Source organism: Streptomyces sp. NPDC048295, from assembly GCF_040652135.1.
In the GTDB taxonomy this organism is placed as follows: domain Bacteria; phylum Actinomycetota; class Actinomycetes; order Streptomycetales; family Streptomycetaceae; genus Streptomyces.
Genome location: NZ_JBEZLL010000007.1, coordinates 354,872 through 372,067, shown reverse-complemented (window position 1 = coordinate 372,067; position 17,196 = coordinate 354,872). Strand labels below are relative to the sequence as shown.

15 protein-coding genes are annotated in these 17,196 nt (G+C 71.3%); 4 read left to right on the top strand and 11 right to left on the bottom strand.

Features of this window, described 5'->3' with window-relative positions; translation table 11 throughout:
- The 8 genes from AB0D53_RS13935 to AB0D53_RS13900 form a co-directional block, all read right to left on the bottom strand.
- A partial coding sequence (locus tag AB0D53_RS13935; protein WP_362444801.1) for a condensation domain-containing protein occupies positions 1 to 1,772 on the bottom strand: 1,772 nt, incomplete at its 3' end.
- Positions 1,773 to 1,866: 94 nt separating this feature from the next.
- Positions 1,867 to 2,085, bottom strand: a complete 219-nt coding sequence (locus AB0D53_RS13930) for an MbtH family NRPS accessory protein (RefSeq protein ID WP_362444798.1) — start codon at positions 2,083 to 2,085, stop codon at positions 1,867 to 1,869.
- A gap of 190 nt (positions 2,086 to 2,275) precedes the next feature.
- The gene (locus tag AB0D53_RS13925) at positions 2,276 to 4,459 is read right to left on the bottom strand and encodes an MMPL family transporter (protein ID WP_362444795.1); all 2,184 of its coding nucleotides are present in this window, start codon (positions 4,457 to 4,459) and stop codon (positions 2,276 to 2,278) included.
- 265 nt (positions 4,460 to 4,724) lie between these two features.
- Positions 4,725 to 4,994, bottom strand: a complete 270-nt coding sequence (locus tag AB0D53_RS13920; RefSeq protein WP_362444792.1) for a hypothetical protein — start codon at positions 4,992 to 4,994, stop codon at positions 4,725 to 4,727.
- The gene (locus AB0D53_RS13915) at positions 4,991 to 5,314 is read right to left on the bottom strand and encodes an ArsR family transcriptional regulator (protein ID WP_362444873.1); all 324 of its coding nucleotides are present in this window, start codon (positions 5,312 to 5,314) and stop codon (positions 4,991 to 4,993) included. The genes AB0D53_RS13920 and AB0D53_RS13915 overlap by 4 nt, the downstream gene beginning before the upstream one ends.
- 119 nt (positions 5,315 to 5,433) lie before the next feature.
- Positions 5,434 to 6,000 (bottom strand): VTT domain-containing protein, encoded by a 567-nt coding sequence (locus AB0D53_RS13910; RefSeq protein WP_362444788.1) that lies wholly within the window; start codon positions 5,998 to 6,000, stop codon positions 5,434 to 5,436.
- A 189-nt stretch (positions 6,001 to 6,189) separates the two neighbouring features.
- On the bottom strand, positions 6,190 to 6,945 hold the full coding sequence (locus AB0D53_RS13905) for an alpha/beta fold hydrolase (protein ID WP_362444785.1): 756 nt from the start codon (positions 6,943 to 6,945) through the stop codon (positions 6,190 to 6,192).
- Positions 6,946 to 7,012: 67 nt separating this feature from the next.
- Positions 7,013 to 7,774: a 4'-phosphopantetheinyl transferase superfamily protein gene (locus tag AB0D53_RS13900; RefSeq protein WP_362444782.1), complete on the bottom strand. Its 762-nt coding sequence runs from the start codon at positions 7,772 to 7,774 to the stop codon at positions 7,013 to 7,015.
- Positions 7,775 to 8,093: 319 nt separating this feature from the next.
- Between AB0D53_RS13900 and AB0D53_RS13895 the strand changes: the two genes are divergently transcribed.
- The 4 genes from AB0D53_RS13895 to AB0D53_RS13880 all read left to right on the top strand — a co-directional run bounded on the left by AB0D53_RS13895 (position 8,094) and on the right by AB0D53_RS13880 (position 13,073).
- Positions 8,094 to 9,302 carry a GNAT family N-acetyltransferase gene (locus AB0D53_RS13895; protein WP_362444779.1) on the top strand — a complete coding sequence of 403 codons (1,209 nt, stop codon included), beginning with the start codon at positions 8,094 to 8,096 and terminating at the stop codon, positions 9,300 to 9,302.
- Positions 9,303 to 9,534: 232 nt separating this feature from the next.
- Positions 9,535 to 9,738 carry a hypothetical protein gene (locus AB0D53_RS13890; protein ID WP_362444776.1) on the top strand — a complete coding sequence of 68 codons (204 nt, stop codon included), beginning with the start codon at positions 9,535 to 9,537 and terminating at the stop codon, positions 9,736 to 9,738.
- Positions 9,739 to 9,866: 128 nt separating this feature from the next.
- Complete coding sequence (locus AB0D53_RS13885; RefSeq protein WP_362444771.1) at positions 9,867 to 11,750, top strand: ABC transporter ATP-binding protein; 1,884 nt, start codon at positions 9,867 to 9,869, stop codon at positions 11,748 to 11,750.
- Between the two features lie 57 nt (positions 11,751 to 11,807).
- Positions 11,808 to 13,073 (top strand): MFS transporter, encoded by a 1,266-nt coding sequence (locus AB0D53_RS13880; RefSeq protein ID WP_362444768.1) that lies wholly within the window; start codon positions 11,808 to 11,810, stop codon positions 13,071 to 13,073.
- A gap of 10 nt (positions 13,074 to 13,083) precedes the next feature.
- Here the strand turns inward: AB0D53_RS13880 and AB0D53_RS13875 are convergent, their stop codons facing one another.
- From AB0D53_RS13875 to AB0D53_RS13865, 3 genes are read right to left on the bottom strand one after another with little or no spacing between them, the layout of a single operon-like run.
- Positions 13,084 to 14,439: a carboxyl transferase domain-containing protein gene (locus AB0D53_RS13875; protein ID WP_362444764.1), complete on the bottom strand. Its 1,356-nt coding sequence runs from the start codon at positions 14,437 to 14,439 to the stop codon at positions 13,084 to 13,086.
- Positions 14,432 to 15,892: an acyl-CoA synthetase gene (locus AB0D53_RS13870; RefSeq protein WP_362444761.1), complete on the bottom strand. Its 1,461-nt coding sequence runs from the start codon at positions 15,890 to 15,892 to the stop codon at positions 14,432 to 14,434. Before AB0D53_RS13870 ends, AB0D53_RS13875 begins: the two co-directional genes overlap by 8 nt.
- A 36-nt stretch (positions 15,893 to 15,928) precedes the next feature.
- The gene (locus AB0D53_RS13865) at positions 15,929 to 17,137 is read right to left on the bottom strand and encodes an MFS transporter (protein ID WP_362444758.1); all 1,209 of its coding nucleotides are present in this window, start codon (positions 17,135 to 17,137) and stop codon (positions 15,929 to 15,931) included.
- Positions 17,138 to 17,196: the final 59 nt, after the last annotated feature.

Genomic DNA, 17,196 nt, shown 5'->3' with positions numbered 1-17,196 from the left:
ATGTGGGCGAGTCGGTCGGCGGGGTTGGCGGGGTCGAGGGGGAGGTAGGCGGCGCCTGATTTGAGGATGCCGAGGAGGGTGGGGATGAGGTCGGTGCCGCGGGGGAGGCAGACGCCGATGAGGTGTTCGGGTCCGGCGCCCAGTGTGCGCAGGTGGTGGGCGAGGCGGTTGGCGCGGGCGTCGAGTTCGGCGTAGGTCAGGGACTGTCCCTCGGCGGTGACCGCGATCGCGTCGGGTGTCCGCGCGGCCTGCTCGGCGAACAGCTCGTGCACCGTCCGCGTCACCGGGCGCTCCTCATGAGGCGCTCCTGCGATCAGGGCGCGCTCGGCCTCGTCCAGGATCTCGACGCGGGACAGCCGGGTGGTCTCGTCCTCGGTGGCCTGCTGGAGGAAGCGGACGAAGTGCCCGGTCATCCGCCGCACGGTGTCCTGCTCGAAGAGCGAGGTGGCGTAGATCAGCTGTCCCTCGAAGGTGCCGTCGGCCGCGGAGTTGATCTGCAGTTCCAGGTCGCACTTGGCCACGCCGCCGGTCGCCTCGACCGGTTCGATGCCGAGCCCCGGCAGCTCGATGCCTTCGCTGCCGCGCTCATGGAGGGTGAACGCCACCTCGTACAGCGGGGTGCGGGACATGTCCCGCTCCGGGTGCAGCTCGTCGACCAGGCGGGCGAAGGGGAATGCCTGGTGCTCATGGGCCTGCATCAGGTTCTCGCGGGCCTGCTCGATCAGCGCGGCGAAGGGCGGGTCGCCCTCCCAACGCGTGCGTATCACGAGGTTGTTGATGCCATAGCCGATCAGGCCCTGGAGCTCGGGGCGGGTGCGGCCGGAGACCACCGTGCCGACGGGGATGTCGCACCGGCCGGTGTAGCGGGCGAGCAGGGCCTGAAAAGCGGGAAGCAGCACCGCGAAGGGGGTCGCGCCGTGCTTCAGCGCCAGTTCGCGGACCCTCTCGGAGAGTCCGCGGGGCAGGACGAAGGGCACGTTCGCGCCCTCATGGCGCCGGTGGGCGGGGCGCGGCAGGTCGGTGGGCAGATCGAGCGGAGTGATGCCGGCGAGCTGCTCGCGCCAGTGGTCCAGGTGCCGGGCGAACGCCGCACCGCTCTCCTCGGCGCGCTGCCATGCGGCGTAGTCCGCGTACTGCACCGGGAGGTCCGGCAAGGACGGCTCCCGGCCGCTCGCGAATCCCTCGTACAGGGAGACGAGTTCGGACAGGAGGACACGGGTGGACCACGCGTCGAACGCGATGTGGTGGAGGGTGATGCTCAGGACGTGGTCGTCGTCCGCGAGCCGCAGCAGACGTGCCCGGACGGGCCACTCGTGCTCCAGATCGAAGGGGACGACCGACATCCGCGCGACGAACCCGGCGGCACACCGTTCCCGTTCGTCGGCGGACCCGGAGCTCTCCTGGTCCAGCGGGAGTTCGACGGCCGCGGGCGGGTCGATGATCTGGGCCGGTTCGCCGTCGGCCAGCCCGTACCGGGTGCGCAGCACTTCGTGGCGCGCGATCAGTGCGCTCCACGCCCGTCCCAGAGCAGAGGTGTCGAGCTCGCCCCGTACCCGGAAGGCGAGTGGCACCAGGTATTCGGCGCTGTCCGGCTCCAGCCGGTTGAGGAACCACATCTGCTGCTGTCCGAACGACAGCCGCAGGGCCCCGGACCGGTCGACGGGGGTGATGGCCGAGCGGCGGCCGCGGGGACGTCCACCGGCGAGCCGCTGACGGAGGAGCTTCTCCTGAAGGGCGTCGACGTCCGTCTGCTTCTTCTTCCCGACGCTCATCTGTTCCAGTCCTCCCGCTGCCGCCGCTATGAGTGAGCAATCGTTGTCCGGCATTCCGCCGGACTTTTCCTGGATGTGCCGGGGCAGTGAGGAATCAGCTCTCCGCTGCCTGCTCCATACGGCGGCGCAGGCTCAGGGGGCGCATGTCCGTCCACACCTCACCGATATGTGTGAGGCATTCCGCGCGCTTTCCCTCGACGCCCTCCGCACGCCAGCCGGCAGGGAGATCCCGGTCGGCCCACCAGATGGAATACTGTTCCTCGTCGTTGACCACGACACGGTAGATCTGGCCGTCATCCTGTTCGTCAGCCATGACAAAACCCCTCCAAGAAGCCGTCGATAAACGGCATTCGGGTATTCCATATCTGTTCGGTCAGTTTTCTCGGCGACCCGATACTCCGTCTATACCGGGGCTATCCGGCCAAGAAGCCCTCCGGCCCGGAACCCGAGCGAAGTCGGGTCCCGGGCCGGAGGGCTTCGGGTGCGGGTGTCGCGGAGTCTGCCTAATCGGCGGGTACACCGGCGGCGACGGGCGCCGGCTGCGGCTGTTCGCTCCTGCCGGGCAGGCGCTTCAGCACACCCGGCAGGGTCCAGGCCCGTTCGCCGAGCACGGCCACGGCGGCGGGGAGCAGGACGCCGCGCACGATGGTCGCGTCGATGAGGATGGCCACCGCCATGCCCACGCCCATCATCTTGTTCTCGATGGCGGAGAGCGTGATGAAGATGGTGAACACCGCCGTCATGATGACGGCCGCGCTGGTGACGACGCCCGCGCTGGCGGCGATGCCGTCGACGACGGCCTCCCGTGTGGTGGCCCCGGCCAGCCGGCGCTCACGGATCCGGCTGAGAATGAAGATGTGGTAGTCCATGCTCAGGCCGAACAGGACCACGAACATGAACAGCGGCAGCCAGCCGGCCACGCCTCCGTACGAGGTGAAGCCGAGCAGTGAGCTGAAGGCGCCGTCCTGGAACACCCAGGTCAGTACCCCGTACGCGGCACCGATGGAGAGCAGGTTCAGCGCGATCGAGACCAGCGGAATGGCCAGCGACCGGAACACCACCAGCAGCAGCACGAACGCCAGGACGAGGACGAACCCGACGACGAGCGCCGCCCGCGAGGTGAGCTGCTCCTTGAAGTCCTCGGCGAACGCGGTCCGGCCGCCGACCGCGTAGTCGATGCCCTCGACCTTGCCGAGGGTCGCCGGAAGGGCGTCCTCGCGCAGCGTCCTCAGCGCGGCGTTGGAGACCTCGTCGGTGCCGCTGCCGGCCAGCGGAACGCGCACCATGAGGACGTCGTCGATCCGCACGGTCGAGACCGGGCCCGCCAGCCTGCCGCCGCTGTCCTCGATCTGCTGGTGGAGTTCGTCGACCGCCGCCTTCACCTGCGGGGTGTCCGAGCTGCCGCCGTCGACGCCCCAGACCGCGATCCGGGTGGGGGTCGGGGCACCGGGGAAGGCCTCCTGCATGCGGACCGCGGCGTCCACCGTGGGCGCGCTGCGCGGCAGGCTGTTGACGACGGCCGCGTCCTGCAGATGCATACCGGCCGCCGGTGCCGCCATCACGAGCAGCGCGACCACCGCGGCACCGCCCCACACCGCCGGGCGCTTGACGACGGCACGTGCCAGCCTCTGCCAGGTGCGGGACTCGGTCGAGGTCGTGCGGCGCTTGCCGAGCCAGGGCACGCGGCCCTTGTCGACGCGGTGCCCGAGGGAGGCCAGCAGGGCCGGCAGCACCGTGACCGAGGCGATCATCGCCAGGCCCACCACGAGAGCGGTGCCGAGCGTGAGGCCGCGGAACACGCCTAGGCCGCTGAGAAGAAGGCCGCACAGGCACAGGATCACTGTCACGCCGGAGACGATGACGACATGGCCCGAGGTGCGTGAGGCGATGTGCAGGGACTCGGACACGCTGCGTCCGGCGGCTCGCTCCTCGCGCTCACGCCGCAGGTAGAACAGTGAGTAGTCGATGCTGACCGCGATGCCGATCAGCAGGATCATCGAGGTGGCGGCGCTGTTGACGGCGACCCATCGCTCCAGGATGGCGATGAGACTGAAGGTGCCCACGACCGTGGTCGCCGCCAGCAGCAGCGGGATCGCCGCCGCGACCAGGGCCCCGAAGACGATGAGGAGAATGACCAGGGTGATCGGCAGCGCGGTGCGCTCCGCGCTGGCGAAGTCCTTCTTGACGGCGTCGTCGACGGCACGGGACAGGCTGGTGTCCCCGGCCTGGACGACGCGCACGTCGCCGTTCCGGTCGGCGACCCGGTCCACCGCTTCGACCACCGCGTTGAAATGCGCGCCCATCTCCTCGTTCGGGCCTGCCACGAAGAAGGTGACCAGCCCGGAGCGGCCGTCCTTGGAGATCTGCTGCTCCGAACCCGGATCCAACGGGGTGCGCAGGCCGGTGACGGCCCCCGGCGACTTGTCGAACTCGGCCACGAGGTCCTTGGTGGCCTTGACGAGCGCCGGGTCGTCCATGAACTTTCCGCCGCCGCCGTCGCGCGGCTGGACGAGGACGTTCTCCAGGACCGGCTCGTAGCTCTTCTGCGAGCTCAACGCCTTCTTGACGGCGCCGGACTCACCCGGGTCCGGCGTCCTGGCGCTGGACCCGGAGAGCGCGGCGCTGGCGAGCAGCGCCACGACGACGAGGGCCAGCCAGCCGCCGATCGCCAGGGCGCGGTGCCGCATCGACCAGCCGGCGATCCGCTCGATGAACGCGCCCTGGCCCCCACCCGCAGTTAAGCCGCCCTTTTCGGTGCTCTCCGACCCTCCGCGAGCCGGTGACTCGGTGACTGCGTGACTACTCTGCGTACTTGAGCGTTTGCGCAAGCGCGACATGAACTAAGGTCCTTCCCGAAAGGGGCGATGCGTTGAAGACTCGCCGGCGGCGAGGTGTTGCTTCCTTCTGCCGGGCCGTCAAGTTGCCGCTTGGCGGCCCGGTTCGGTCACTTTCTCACTCGATCTCCTTGAGGACGCGCTCGACCGAATGCATACGGGTCCGTAGATCGGCGAGATGCTCGTCGATGGCGGTCAGCCTCTTTTCGATGGCGTCCTCGTTCCGAATCGCTTTCTCGGCAAGCGTCCGGTACTCGTAATCGCGGGCAAGAATGGCTCTGGCCCGCCAGGTCGCCGCCATGTTCCAGACGACGATCGTGACGATCACGATGACCATGCCGAAAATTCCGACGGCCCCGATGATTTCTTGCCAGCCCCGGGTGTTCATGAAGGAGATCCTTTCTCGCCGTTCGGCTGGACGGCGTCGCCCGCGCTGAGCGTCAGTACTGCGGCCGCGATGGTTTCCGGTGTGAGGTCGAGCGCGAAAGGGGCCAGCTCATAGAACTTCATGGCCTTTCCGTCGCTCGATATTTCGAGGTGGGCCGAGACGAGACCCGCGGCTTCGAGCTTCCGCAGATGGGCCTGGAGCAGGGCGCGGCTGATACCCAGCTCGCGGGCCAGCTGGCTCACGTAGTTGCGTCGACGGGACAGGGCGGCCACGACCCGGAGCCGGTGCGGGCTGGCCAGTGTGGCCAGCACCCGCACCATGTCGTCCCCGTCACGGAAGGAAGTTCTCACAGTGGCACACCCGACATGCCAAGGAACATTAGCAGGTGTGCGCAGGGGTATCCACACATGTCGATCAAGCGCTCCCGTCGCCAATTCGCTCATGATGCAGGCCTGTTGGCGCGTCGGCGTATCGCCTGCTGCGCGAGCACGACCGCGCTCGCCATGAGCAGCGACAACGCGGGTCCGACCAGGAGCGGGGGGATGCCGTCAGGGACGGCCCGGCCTCCCAGGTAGCCGAATCCGATGGTGTACGAGAGGAACACGGCCTCGGCGATCCCCGCCCCTGCCAGGTACTTGCGGACCGGGAACCCCGAGATCCCGGCGGCCAGCCCGCCCGTGCCGCGCCCGGTGGGCACGAAGCGCATCGCGATCACCGAGGGCACTCCGTACCGCTGGATCCGCCGCGTCGTCCACTCCAGTGCCGAGCGGCGCCGCGCGTCCCTCGACAGCCAGGCCAGCGCGCGGCCGCGGGACCTGCGCCCCATCCAGAAGACGCCGAGGTCCCCCAGGACGGCGCTGGTCAGCAGGATGGGCACCAGGGCCGCCAGGTCGAGGCCGCCCGTCGCGGCGAGGGTGCCCGCGCTCGTCAGCAGGGCGGAGTTCGGCACCAGGGGTGGCATCGTGGCGAGGATGAGGAGCAAGTACATCCAGTGCACACTGTCCATGACCACCAACTCCCCTGTTTGTCGTACACCTCTCTGCACCTGCATCTAAATGTTGGCAGGTGCCAAGCCGGGCATCAACAGCAGACGGGAGGGACCAGGGGCATCTGGGAGTCGACCCCTAGGGGTTGCGGGCGGGCGGCCCCGGAACCCCGGAGGAGACGTTGTCCAGAACTCTCCGTCTTGGCCGAACTACACTCGTTGAAGCGGAAGTCGGGCCAGAAGCGCGGCCAGAATCCCGATGACTTGGGGCAGCGACTCATCGAAGTAGAAGTGCCCGCCGTCGACCATGTGCACCTCGGCACCACGGATGGCGTAGTCCTTCCACAGTTCCAGATCGGCGGGTGCGACCGACGGGTCCCGGTTGCCGCCCATGACGATCAGTGGGCACGTCAGCGGAGCGCCCGCGGTGTATCCGTACTTCTCGACCGCGCGCAGGTCCCCGGAGATCACGGGAAGGGCGAGCTGCCACAGCTCCTCGTTCTCGTCCAGCTTCCGAGCGCCCTCGCCGCCCAGCGCGCGGAGGTAGGCCCGTATTTCGTCCTCGTCGAACGACAGGCCGCGAGGGGTGCGCTCGGCGGGGGCCTTGCACGCGGATACGAACAGACCGGCCAGTGGCGAGGGGAAGCGCGGCTGGAGCCGGCGGGCGGCCTCGAAGGCCACCATGGCCCCCATGCTGTGTCCGAAGAACGCGGTGGGACGGTCGAGGGGCATCTCGATGCCCCGCACGATCTCCTCCGCCAGCTCGGGTATCGAATCGGGCATGGGGTCGCGGTAGCGGTCCTGCCGCCCGGGGTACTGGACCGCGACCAGTTCGACCGTCTCCGGGAACAGATGCGCCCAGCTGTGAAATGTGCTCGCGGCGCCTCCCGCGTGCGGGAAGCAGTACAGCCGCGTCCGCGCGCGGGGGCGCGGCAGGAATCGCCGGAACGGGCTGGGCGTCGACATCGTGCGCTCCTACACGTCGAGTACGGCGATCACGCCGCACATGCTGTTCTCCGCTGTGCGCCGTGGCTCACGCGAGGGCCGTTCCCTTCCGTACGTCGCCCAGGAAGCGCGGTACGACGGGTGCGCCGCCCCGCGCCGCCTCCCTGGCCAGCGCGGCGACCAGGCCCGGACCCAGGTCCACGTCCTCCACCAGCCAGCTCCCGCGAGGGCCGGGCCCGGTGTGCTCGACGGCCACGGGACCCGCTTCGCCGGGCAGCACCTCCAGACCGCGCAGATCCGCGGCGATGCCGACCCCGACGGCCTTCAGCACGGCTTCCTTCCGTGTCCAGGAGCGGAGAAGGAAGTCCCGCCGGTCGTCCTCGTGCCCGAGCGCCCGCATCCGGGAGAGTTCGAGGTCGGACAGGACCAGTTCCGACACGCCTTCGGGAGCGAAGTCGCGCACGGCTTCGATGTCGACGCCGACGCTGCCGCCGGCGGTGACGGCCAGGGCCCAGTGCGGACCCGATCGCGCGAGACCGAACTCCAGACCGGTGGCGGGCTTGGTGATCCGGGGCCGGCCGTGTGCCCGGTTCCCGCAGGCCGGGCAGATGTGCCGGCCGAAGCGGATCGATCCGGGTGGCACGCCGAGGTAGTGATCGGCGAGCACACGGCGCAGCGCGGAGTGCACACCGGCGTAATGGACGTCGAACGGAGGGCGTCTGGCGCGGACGATGCGCAGTTCCTCGTCATCGAGGAGGCCGAGGTCGCCCGGGGCGGGTTCGTCCGGGACGCGGCCGTGCCAGATGTGCGTCGTGCGGGTAGCGGCGAGACGGCCGCGGCTGTCGTTCATCGTCTGGTCGCTCTGCTCGACGTGGAGTGCACGGTCGCCTTCATGCGTAGGGGGAAGCGGAAGCCGGTGCCCGCAGTGGCCGCCCCATCGGTGTCGCGGCGGCCACGGTACGGCGTTCCCCAGCGTCGGCCCCTCGGCTATACCCGCGCTATACCCGGCCCCGTCCCCCGGTCGGGCCGGGGACGGCCGGAGGGCCTCTGCGGGCCGGTACGCCCGCTCGGTTCTTCTCGCCGGCCCGGCGGAAGCTGCGCGTATAGGGGGGCTATAGCGGGTGGACGCAGGGTGCGCGCAGCAGCGTCGAGTGCCGGGAGGGCGGACCATGGCAGAGGTCGATGTCCGAGTTCTTGCGAAGTCGGACCACCGAGCCGCTCATGACCTGGCGAGAGGCTCGCAGCACGCCCCTCCGGTCTCCGACGGCGAGTGGGCATACGCACAGGATCTTCATGAACCCGGGCTGGCTCTGGGCGCGTACCTGGAGGGGGAACTGGTCGGTACGAGCCGTTTGCAGCGGTCACGGCTCGCGCTGCCCGGCGGCGCGACCGTGCCCATGGCGGCGGCCACCGGGAAGGGGGTGCGCGCCGACCGCACGCGGCGCGGAATCTTCACCCGGCTGGAGCGTGAATGCCTGGACCTGGCCGTGGAACAGGGGTTCCCCGTGGTGGGCAGCCGGGTGAGCGAGGCGACCATCTACCGCCGCTTCGGGCACGGGGTCGGCAATCTGTCCCGCGCGGTGCGGCTGTACCCGCGAGAGGCCCGGCTGCGGCCCGAGGTGCCCTGCGGCGGCGATGTGCGGCTGATCGGCGGTGCGTCCTCGGCCGGCCTGCTGCCTCGGCTGTACGAACGTCTCGGCCCTTACCGGCCGGGCGTGATCGGGCGTTCCGCGGCCTGGTGGAAGGCCACGTGGGAGCCGCTGGCGAAGTCGGCCAGGAGTCCCGTGGTCGCCGTGCATTCCGGGCCGGACGGCGACGACGGCTTCGCCGTGTACCGGACCATGCAGAGCGGGGACTCCGGTGCCCGCGTCACGCTGATGGTCACGGACTTCCACGCGGCGAATCCGGAGGCGGTCGCGGGTCTGTGGCGCTTCCTGCTCGGCGTGGACCTGGTCGAGGAAGTGTGTGCGCGGCGCCGGCCGACCGACGAGCTCGTCGAGGGAATGCTGGACGACTGGCGGGCCTGCCGCACCCACTCGCTCAACGACGACCTGTGGCTGCGGCTCGTCGACCTGCCGAAGGCGCTCGACGCGCGCTCCTACGGTGACGGCGAACCGTTGGTGCTGGAGGTGCGTGACGAGCTTCTGCCCGCCAACACCGGGAGCTATCGCATCTCGCCCGACGGTGTGGAAGCGACATCGGATCAGGCGCAACTGTCGATGGGCGTGGACGCATTGGCCATGGCCTACCTCGGAACCACGAGCTTCGCAACTCTGGCCGGAATCGGTGGTCTGCGGGTGATCGACAGCAAGGCGCCGGCGAACGCGGACCGGCTGTTCGGCGCCTCTGCGGCAGCCTTCTGCGGAACCACCTTCTGACTGGGTTTCGTGCAAGGCGTCACGGATTCCCCCCGGCTCCTCGGGCACACCGTCCGAACGGTGCCCGGAGAGTCACTTTTGACAACGCTCCGAAGGAATACGGTATTTCGTCCCGTTAAATCGTTGATTACCGCTTCTACGACTTGTTGGTCCCAGGGGTCCGACGTAGTGTCGGAAGTGCCGCAGTCAGGAGCAAGGAGCGGCACAACGAACTCCTCCAGAGGAGGCGAAGATGAAGGTTCGTGGCATCTTCGACCACAGGGACCGGGGCGGCGGATACGGTGGCCGCGGCGGTTACGGCGGACGCGGATTCGGCGGCCGTGGCGGTTACGGCGGTTACGGCGGCCGTGGCGGTTACGGCGGACGCGGATTCGGCGGCCGTGGCGGCTACGGCGGCTTCGGCGGCCGTGGACGTGGGGGCGGCTGGGGTTACTGACACCCTTCACTCCCGATCCTTGACCCCTACTCGAGGCAGGCTCGCGCACAGCGCGGGTCCGCCTCGTCGTTTGCGCCCGTTCCCATGGCCACGGACGATGGTCCGAGCACCTCTGTGAGGTGATGCCCATGCGCTTTCACAGCCCGCTCAAGCGTTCCGCCCGTACCGAGGAGCCGCCCGAGGACCCGGTGACGGATGTTCCGATCCGTACCGACCCCGTCAGCATCCTTGCGTCCTTCCGGCGTTTCTGGCCGTTGACCGCAGGCGACCGGCGCTGGCTCGTCGTCATCTTCCTCTGTGCGGTCCTGGCCGCCCTCGCGGAGACCATCACCGTCCTGCTCTTCGCCAAGCTCACCGACAAGGCGCTGCAGAGCGGCGACGTCAGCGCCTTCTGGACGCCCGCCGGTCAGTGGCTCACCGTGGCGGTCGCCGGTGCCGTGGTGGGGTACCTGGGCAGTTCGCTCGCGGCCTGGACCGCCGAACGCTTCGTGCTGCGGCTGCGGGCCCGGGTGTTCGGCCATCTCCAGAAGCTCCCGCCGCACTTCTTCCAGCGCAATCGCCGGGGCGACCTGGTGGAGCGGCTGACCGGCGACGTGGAGGCCATCGAGGCGCTGGTGGTCTCCGGCATCGTCGGGGCGGCGTCCGCGCTGTTCGGCACCATCTTCTACGCCGCGGCGGCCGTGTGGCTGCGCTGGGACCTGGCCCTCGCCACCTTCGTCATGGTCCCGATCCTCGTGCTCGCGACCCGCGGGTTCGCCGGGCCGCTGCGCGCGGTCTCCCGGCGTGGCCGTGCGGCGGACGGCGCCATCACGGCCGTGGTCGAGGAGACGCTGGTCAACGTCGTGATGACGCAGGCGTACAACAGGCAGCAGGACGAGGAGGACCGGCTCAGCGGCAAGGCGCGGGTCCGGCTGCGGACCGCGGTGCGGGCCGTCCGTCTCACCGAGTTCTACGAGCAGTTCATCGAGGTCCTCGAAACGCTCTGCGTCCTGACGATCATCGGCCTGGGAGCGTGGGAGATCTCCGCCGGCCGGATGACCCTCGGACAGCTCCTGGCCTTCGCCGCCTTCATCGGCTACCTCTACCCGCCGATCCGCTCGCTGGGCCAGCTCGGTCTGACCGCCACCGCCGCGACCGCGGGCGCCGAACGACTGCTGGAGATCCTCGACTCCGAGCCCGCCGTCACCGACCCGGGCGACTCCGTGCCGGTGCCGCCGCGGAGCCGGGCGCTGGGCGAGGTGGAGGCGCGCCAGGTGTTCTTCCACTACCCCGGCAACAGCGAGATGGTGCTCAGGGACCTCTCGTTCACCGCAAGTCCTGGGGAACTGCTGGTCATCACCGGCCCCAGCGGTGCGGGCAAGTCGACCCTGGCGGCGCTGCTGCTGCGGTTCTACGACCCGGACACCGGCAGCGTACGGCTGGACGGCGTGTCCGTGGACCGGATGCCGCTGACGTACCTCCGCCGGAACGTCACTCTGCTGCCGCAGGACACCCTCGTCCTGCACGACACCATCGAGAAGAACATCGGCTGCGGAAGCCTCGACGCGAGCCACGACGACGTCGTGCGGGCCGCGCGGGCGGCCGACGCCCACGCGTTCATCGAGGCCCTTCCGGATGGATATGACACTGTCATATCCACCGGCACCTCCCGGCTCTCCGGCGGCCAGTTGCAGCGCATCGCCATCGCCCGCGCCATGCTGCGCGACGCACCCGTCCTCCTCCTCGACGAGCCCACCACCGGACTGGACCGGCTGGCCGCGGAGCGCATCCTGGAACCCCTGCGGCGGCTGGCCCGGGGCCGCACCACCATCGTGATCAGCCACGACCTGGCCCTGGCCGCGGACGCCGACCGCATCCTCGTCCTGGACGAGGGGCGGCTGGTGGAGTCCGGCACCCACGTCCAACTGCTCGGCAGGAGCGGCCTGTACGCCACGCTGTTCGAGCGCCGCACCGGGCCGCACAACGGAACGGTGTACCAGCCTGCGCGGCCGTCAGGAATCCACTGGAGGTAGCCCGCCCCCGGCGCAGGGCCCCAACCGTACGGACCGACCCGGTCGTTACCATCCGGCGTGACCGAAACGACCGAAGGACCCGCCCCCCGTACCCGCATACTCGCCGATCTGACACCTCTGCGGAGCTCGCCCGACTACCGGCGGCTCTGGTTCGGGAACACGGTCTCCTGGATCGGGCAGGGGATGACCTCGCTCGCCGTGTCGCTCCAGGTCTACGACATCACCGGATCCGCCTTCTCGGTCGGGCTCATCGGATTCTGCTCGTTCCTGCCGATGGTCGTCTTCGGGCTGTACGGCGGGGCCGTCGCCGACACCATGGACCGCCGCAAGCTGGGCCTGGCCAGCTCCGCCGGGTCGTTCACGCTCTCCGTCGCCCTCGTCGCCGTCACCGTCGCCGGGGTGGAGCAGGTGGGGCTGCTGTACGCGATCGTCGGCCTCCAGGCGGCCTGCTTCGCGGTCAACGCGCCCGCCCGCAGCTCGATGATCGCCCGGCTGCTGCCGCCCGAGCAGCTGCCCGCCGCCAACGCCCTCAGCTCCATGACCAGCACCACCGGCACGCTGGTCGGGCCGATGCTCGGCGGACTCGTCGTCGGCTGGTGGGGCTACCGGGCCGCGTACACCGTCGACGCCATCACCTTCACCGCCGCGCTCCACGCGATGTGGCGGCTGCCCGCCATGCTGCCGCAGCGCGAGGAGGGCGCGGGGGACAAGCGGGCGTCCGTCGCGGACGGGCTGCGCTTCCTCGGGACCAGGCCCAACCTCCGGATGACCTTCTTCACCGACCTGTGCGCCATGCTGCTGGCCCACCCCCGGGCACTGTTCCCCGTCGTCGCCGTCCTCTGGTACGGCGGCGACGCGAAGACCACCGGACTGCTGGTCGCCGCCCCGGCGCTCGGCGCGCTGCTCGGCGGGGTGTTCTCCGGCTGGCTGGGGCGCGTGCGCCGCCACGGTCTCGCCGTGCTGATCGCCGTCGCCTGCTGGGGCACCGCCATCGCGGTCTTCGGACTGACCCGGCAGCTCTGGCTCGGGCTGCTCTTCCTGGCGCTCGCCGGATGCGCGGACACCACCTCGATGGTCTTCCGCAACACCATGCTCCAGGCCGCCGTGCCGGACGAGATGCGCGGGCGGCTCCAGGGCGTGTTCATCGTCGTCGTCGCGGGCGGGCCCAGGCTCGGCGACTTCGTGGCGGGATCGGTCGCCGACCTGACCTCGCCCGCCCTGGCGGTGACCGGCGGCGGGATCGCCTGTGTCGTCGCCGTGGCCCTGCTGGCGCTGCGGTGGCGCGGGTTCGCGCGGTACGACGCGCGGGACCCGCAGCCCTGACGTTCCCGCCTCACTCCCGCGCCGGCCCCACCACCGAGCGGGCGAAGCCCAGTTCCACCAGGTCCTGGGGGCGCAGCCGCAGCTGGTCGGCCGTGGCACGCACCTCCTGCGGGGCGCGCTTGAGGATCGCCGCCGCCAGTTCCGGGGCGATCACCGAGAAGTAGCTGTCCCGGGTGACATGGGTGTTCCCCGGTGCCGCGAGTGCCAGCGCGCCGCCCGAACCGCCCTCGCCGATCACCAGGGTGGTGACGGGGACCCGGGCCTCGGCCATCGCCGCGAAGGCATCGGCGATGGCGGCACCCGCACCCGCCCGTTCCGCCTCCGCGTCGTTCGCCGCGCCCGGGGTGTCGACCAGGGTGAGCACGGGGACGCCGAGCCGGCCGGCCAGCCGGATCACCCGCGCCGCCGCACGGTATCCGGCCGGGCGGGTCGCGGTGCCGCACTGGGCGACGTACGCGATCGACCGGCCCTCGCGCCGCCCGAAACCGCAGAGCAGCCCCGGGTCCGTACCCCCGCAGCGGTCGCCGCCGAGCGGGAGCCGATGGTCGAAGTACGCGTCCAGATACGCCTCGGCGCGCGGCCGGGCGGGCGAGCGGGCCTGCCGGACCGCCTCCCAGCCGCTCCCCGGGAGGCCGGTGGCGGACAGGGCGTCCGGCACGGGGGCGGGGAGCGCGGGGGAGGCCGGGGCGTGGAGCGCCCGCAGCCAGTGCGCCACCGTCCCCGGGAGCTCCCCGCGCGGCACGACCGCGTCGATCTGCCCCGCCGCCAGCTGGCCCTCCGCGGTGTACGCGTGGGGGTCCGCGTCCGGGGGCCGCACCCGGGAGCCGGCGAACCCGACCTGGGCGCCCGGCAGCGCCAGGATCACATCGGCGCCCGCCCCCAGCGTGGCCCAGCCGCCGCCCGTCGTCGGGTCGCGCAGGACCGCGAGCTGCGCCCGGCCCGCCGCCCGCAGCCGCGCCGAGGCGCGGGCCACCCGCTGGAGCTGGGTCAGGGCGACCATGCCCTCCTGCATCCGGCTGCCGCCCGTCGCGATCAGCGAGACGAGCGGCAGCGCCCGGGTCCGGGCGGCCTCGTACGCGGCCTCCAGCCGGTCCCCGGTGCGCTGCCCCAGCGAACCGCCCAGGAACCCGAACTCGAACGAGACCAGCACACAGCGCCGGCCGCCGACGGAGGCGAGGCCGTGGACGACGGACTCGTCCTCGCCGGTCCGGGCCGCGGCCCGGGCCCGGGAGTCCGCGTACCCGGACCAGGCCAGGGGCCCGTCCCCGTCGTGGCCGGGCACGACGGGGTCCCCGGGCGCCGGGGCCTCCTCGAAGTCGTCGGTGAGTGCCGCGATCGCCGCTCTCGCCGTCAGCCGGTCACGCATGGAGCGACCGCTTCATGATCTTGCCGAGGTCGTTGCGGGGCAGTTCGTCCAGGTAGCGGACCGTGCGCGGGCGCTTGTGCGGGGACAGCTGGGCGGCCACATGGCCGGCGAGCTCCTGGGCGGAGGGCGGCGCGGCCGGGTCGGCCGGTACCACCCAGGCGACGATCCGCTCGCCCAGATCCGGGTCCGGCTCCCCGGTGACGGCGGCCTCGCGGACGCCGGGGTGGTCCAGGAGGGCGTTCTCGATCTCCCCGGCGCCGATCTTGTAGCCGCCGCTCTTGATCAGGTCGGTGGCCTTGCGCCCGACGATCCGTACATAGCCGTCGGCGTCCCGGGTGGCCATGTCCCCGGTACGGAACCAGCCGTCCCCGGTGAGTGCGGCGGCCGTCGCGTCGGGGCGGTTCAGATAGCCCGTGAAGAGGTTCGGGCCGCGCACCTGGATCTCGCCGATGGCGTCGGGGCCGGTGGCGCCCGCCGCGAGGACGGTGCCGTCCTCCTCGACCAGGCGGAGCTCCACCCCGCGCAGGGGTGCGCCGACCGTTCCGGGGCGCGGCTCGCCGTCGGCCCGGACGCCCGTGTTCATCAGGGTCTCCGTCATGCCGTACCGCTCGATGACCCGGCGGCCGGTGGCCGCCGCGATCCGCTCGTGGTCGTGCACCGGCAGCGCGGCCGACCCGGACACCAGCAGCCGGGCCCCGGCCAGCGCCTTCGCCAGTCCGGCCGCGCCGGGGCCGGAGCCGTCGAGGGCCTCGGCCAGCCGGTGGTACATCGTCGGCACGCCGAAGAGCATGGTGCCGCCGGACGACAGCTCCCGGGCCACTCCCTCGGTGGAGAACCTGCCCAGGTGGCGCACCGATCCGCCCCGGCGCAACGGCCCCAGCACGCCCAGGATCAGACCGTGCACATGGAACAGCGGCAGGGCGTGGACCAGCACGTCCTGGCCGGTCCACTGCCAGGCGTCCTCCAGCGCGTCCAGCGAGGCGGCGATCGCCCGGCGCGGCAGGATCGCGCCCTTGGGCGGGCCCGTGGTGCCGGAGGTGTAGACGATCAGCGCGGGGGACTCGGGGGAGGGCTCGGGCAGCGCGGCGCCGCGGCCCCCCGGGCCGGTGTCGACGTCGATGCGCCCCAGCGCCTCCAGCACCGGCGGAAGCGGGTCGCCCGCCCCGGCCAGCACCACGGTCGGTTCGCTGTCGGACACGATGTGGGCCAGTTCGCGCGTCCCCGTCCTCGGGTTGAGCGGAACCGCGGGCACCCCGGCGTGCAGCGCGGCCACGACGGCGACCACCGTCCCGGGGGTGGGGGTGGCCCAGACCGCGACCCGCCCGGCGCCGGCGATGCGCGCGGCGAGCGCGGTGGAGGCGGCGGCCAACCGCTCGTAGGTCATGGTGTGTTCGCCGAACCGGGTGGCTTCCCGGGTCGAACCGTCATCCGGCACAAACAGAAGAGGAGTCACCCACCGCACCCTAAGGGCTGCCGCACGTGACCGTCCCTACTCCCGCCGGAGTCCCCGCATGCGGCCGTACGCGTACACGCAGCCCGCCAGCGCCAGGTCGGACAGCAGCATGAAGCCGATCGAGTACGAGCCCTTCGCGCTGTAGATCGCCCCCATCACCAGCGGTGGCACGAAGCCGCCCAGACCGCCCATCGCGCCGACGATCCCGGTCACGCTGCCCACCTTCGCCTGCGGTGTGACCTGCGAGACCAGGGCGAAGACGCTGCCGCTCGCGGTGCCCAGACCCGCCGCCATGCAGAGCAGCGCGATCGTGCCGCCCGGGGCCAGTGGCGGGTCGAAGGCCTGGACGATCGCCATCAGGGCGGCCAGGCCGAGCGCCGCAGCCGTGATCACGGCCGGGTGGACACGGTCCGAGAGCCAGCCGCCGATCGGCCGGAAGACGACGGTGACCAGGGCGAACCCGGCGGCCTTCGTGCCGGCGTCGGTGGGCGACAGGTCGTACCAGGTCTTCAGATACGTGGGGAGGTAGACGCCGAACGCGACGATGCCGCCGAAGCCGATCGCGTACAGCGCGGACAGCTCCCAGGTGACCCGCAGCCGTCCGGCGTCGGCCAGCCGGTGGGCGAGCGAGGCGGTCGGCACCGGGCGGTCGGGGCGGTCGCTGATCAGCACGGCGGCCAGCGCCGCGTACACCACGAGCGCCGCCGCGACCACCAGGTACGGCAGGTTGTCGCCGTGCCCGGCGATCCTCGGGGTGAAGTACCCGGACAGGGCGACGCCGCCCATCCCCATGCCGAAGATCCCGAGCGCGAGGCCCCGCTTGGCGGGCGGGAACCACGAGTTGACCAGCGGGATGCCGATCGCGAACGTGGTGCCGCCCAGGCCCAGCAGAAAGCCCACGACGAGCATCGCGCCGTAGGAGTCCCGCGCCGGGATCAGCAGCAGTACGGGCACGATGGTGAGCGCCGAGACCAGCGGGAACATCAGCCGCGCGCCGTACTTGTCGGTGAGCGCGCCCGCCGGGATCCGCCCCAGCGACCCCACCAGCACCGGCACCGCCACCAGCAGCGACTGCTCGAACGAGGTCAGCCCCAGCCGGTCCTTGTAGTCCCCGGACAGCGGCGCGATCAGATTCCAGGCCCAGAAGGTGAGCCCGAACCCGATCGTGGCCATCACGAGATTGCGATAGGCGGCCGCGGACGGCGCGTCGACCGTGGCGGGGGACTGCTTGACGGCGGTATCCACCCCCTCAGTCAAGGGCGGGGGCAGGCCCCGGGCCCGCCGGAATGCGCCATGCGGGTCAT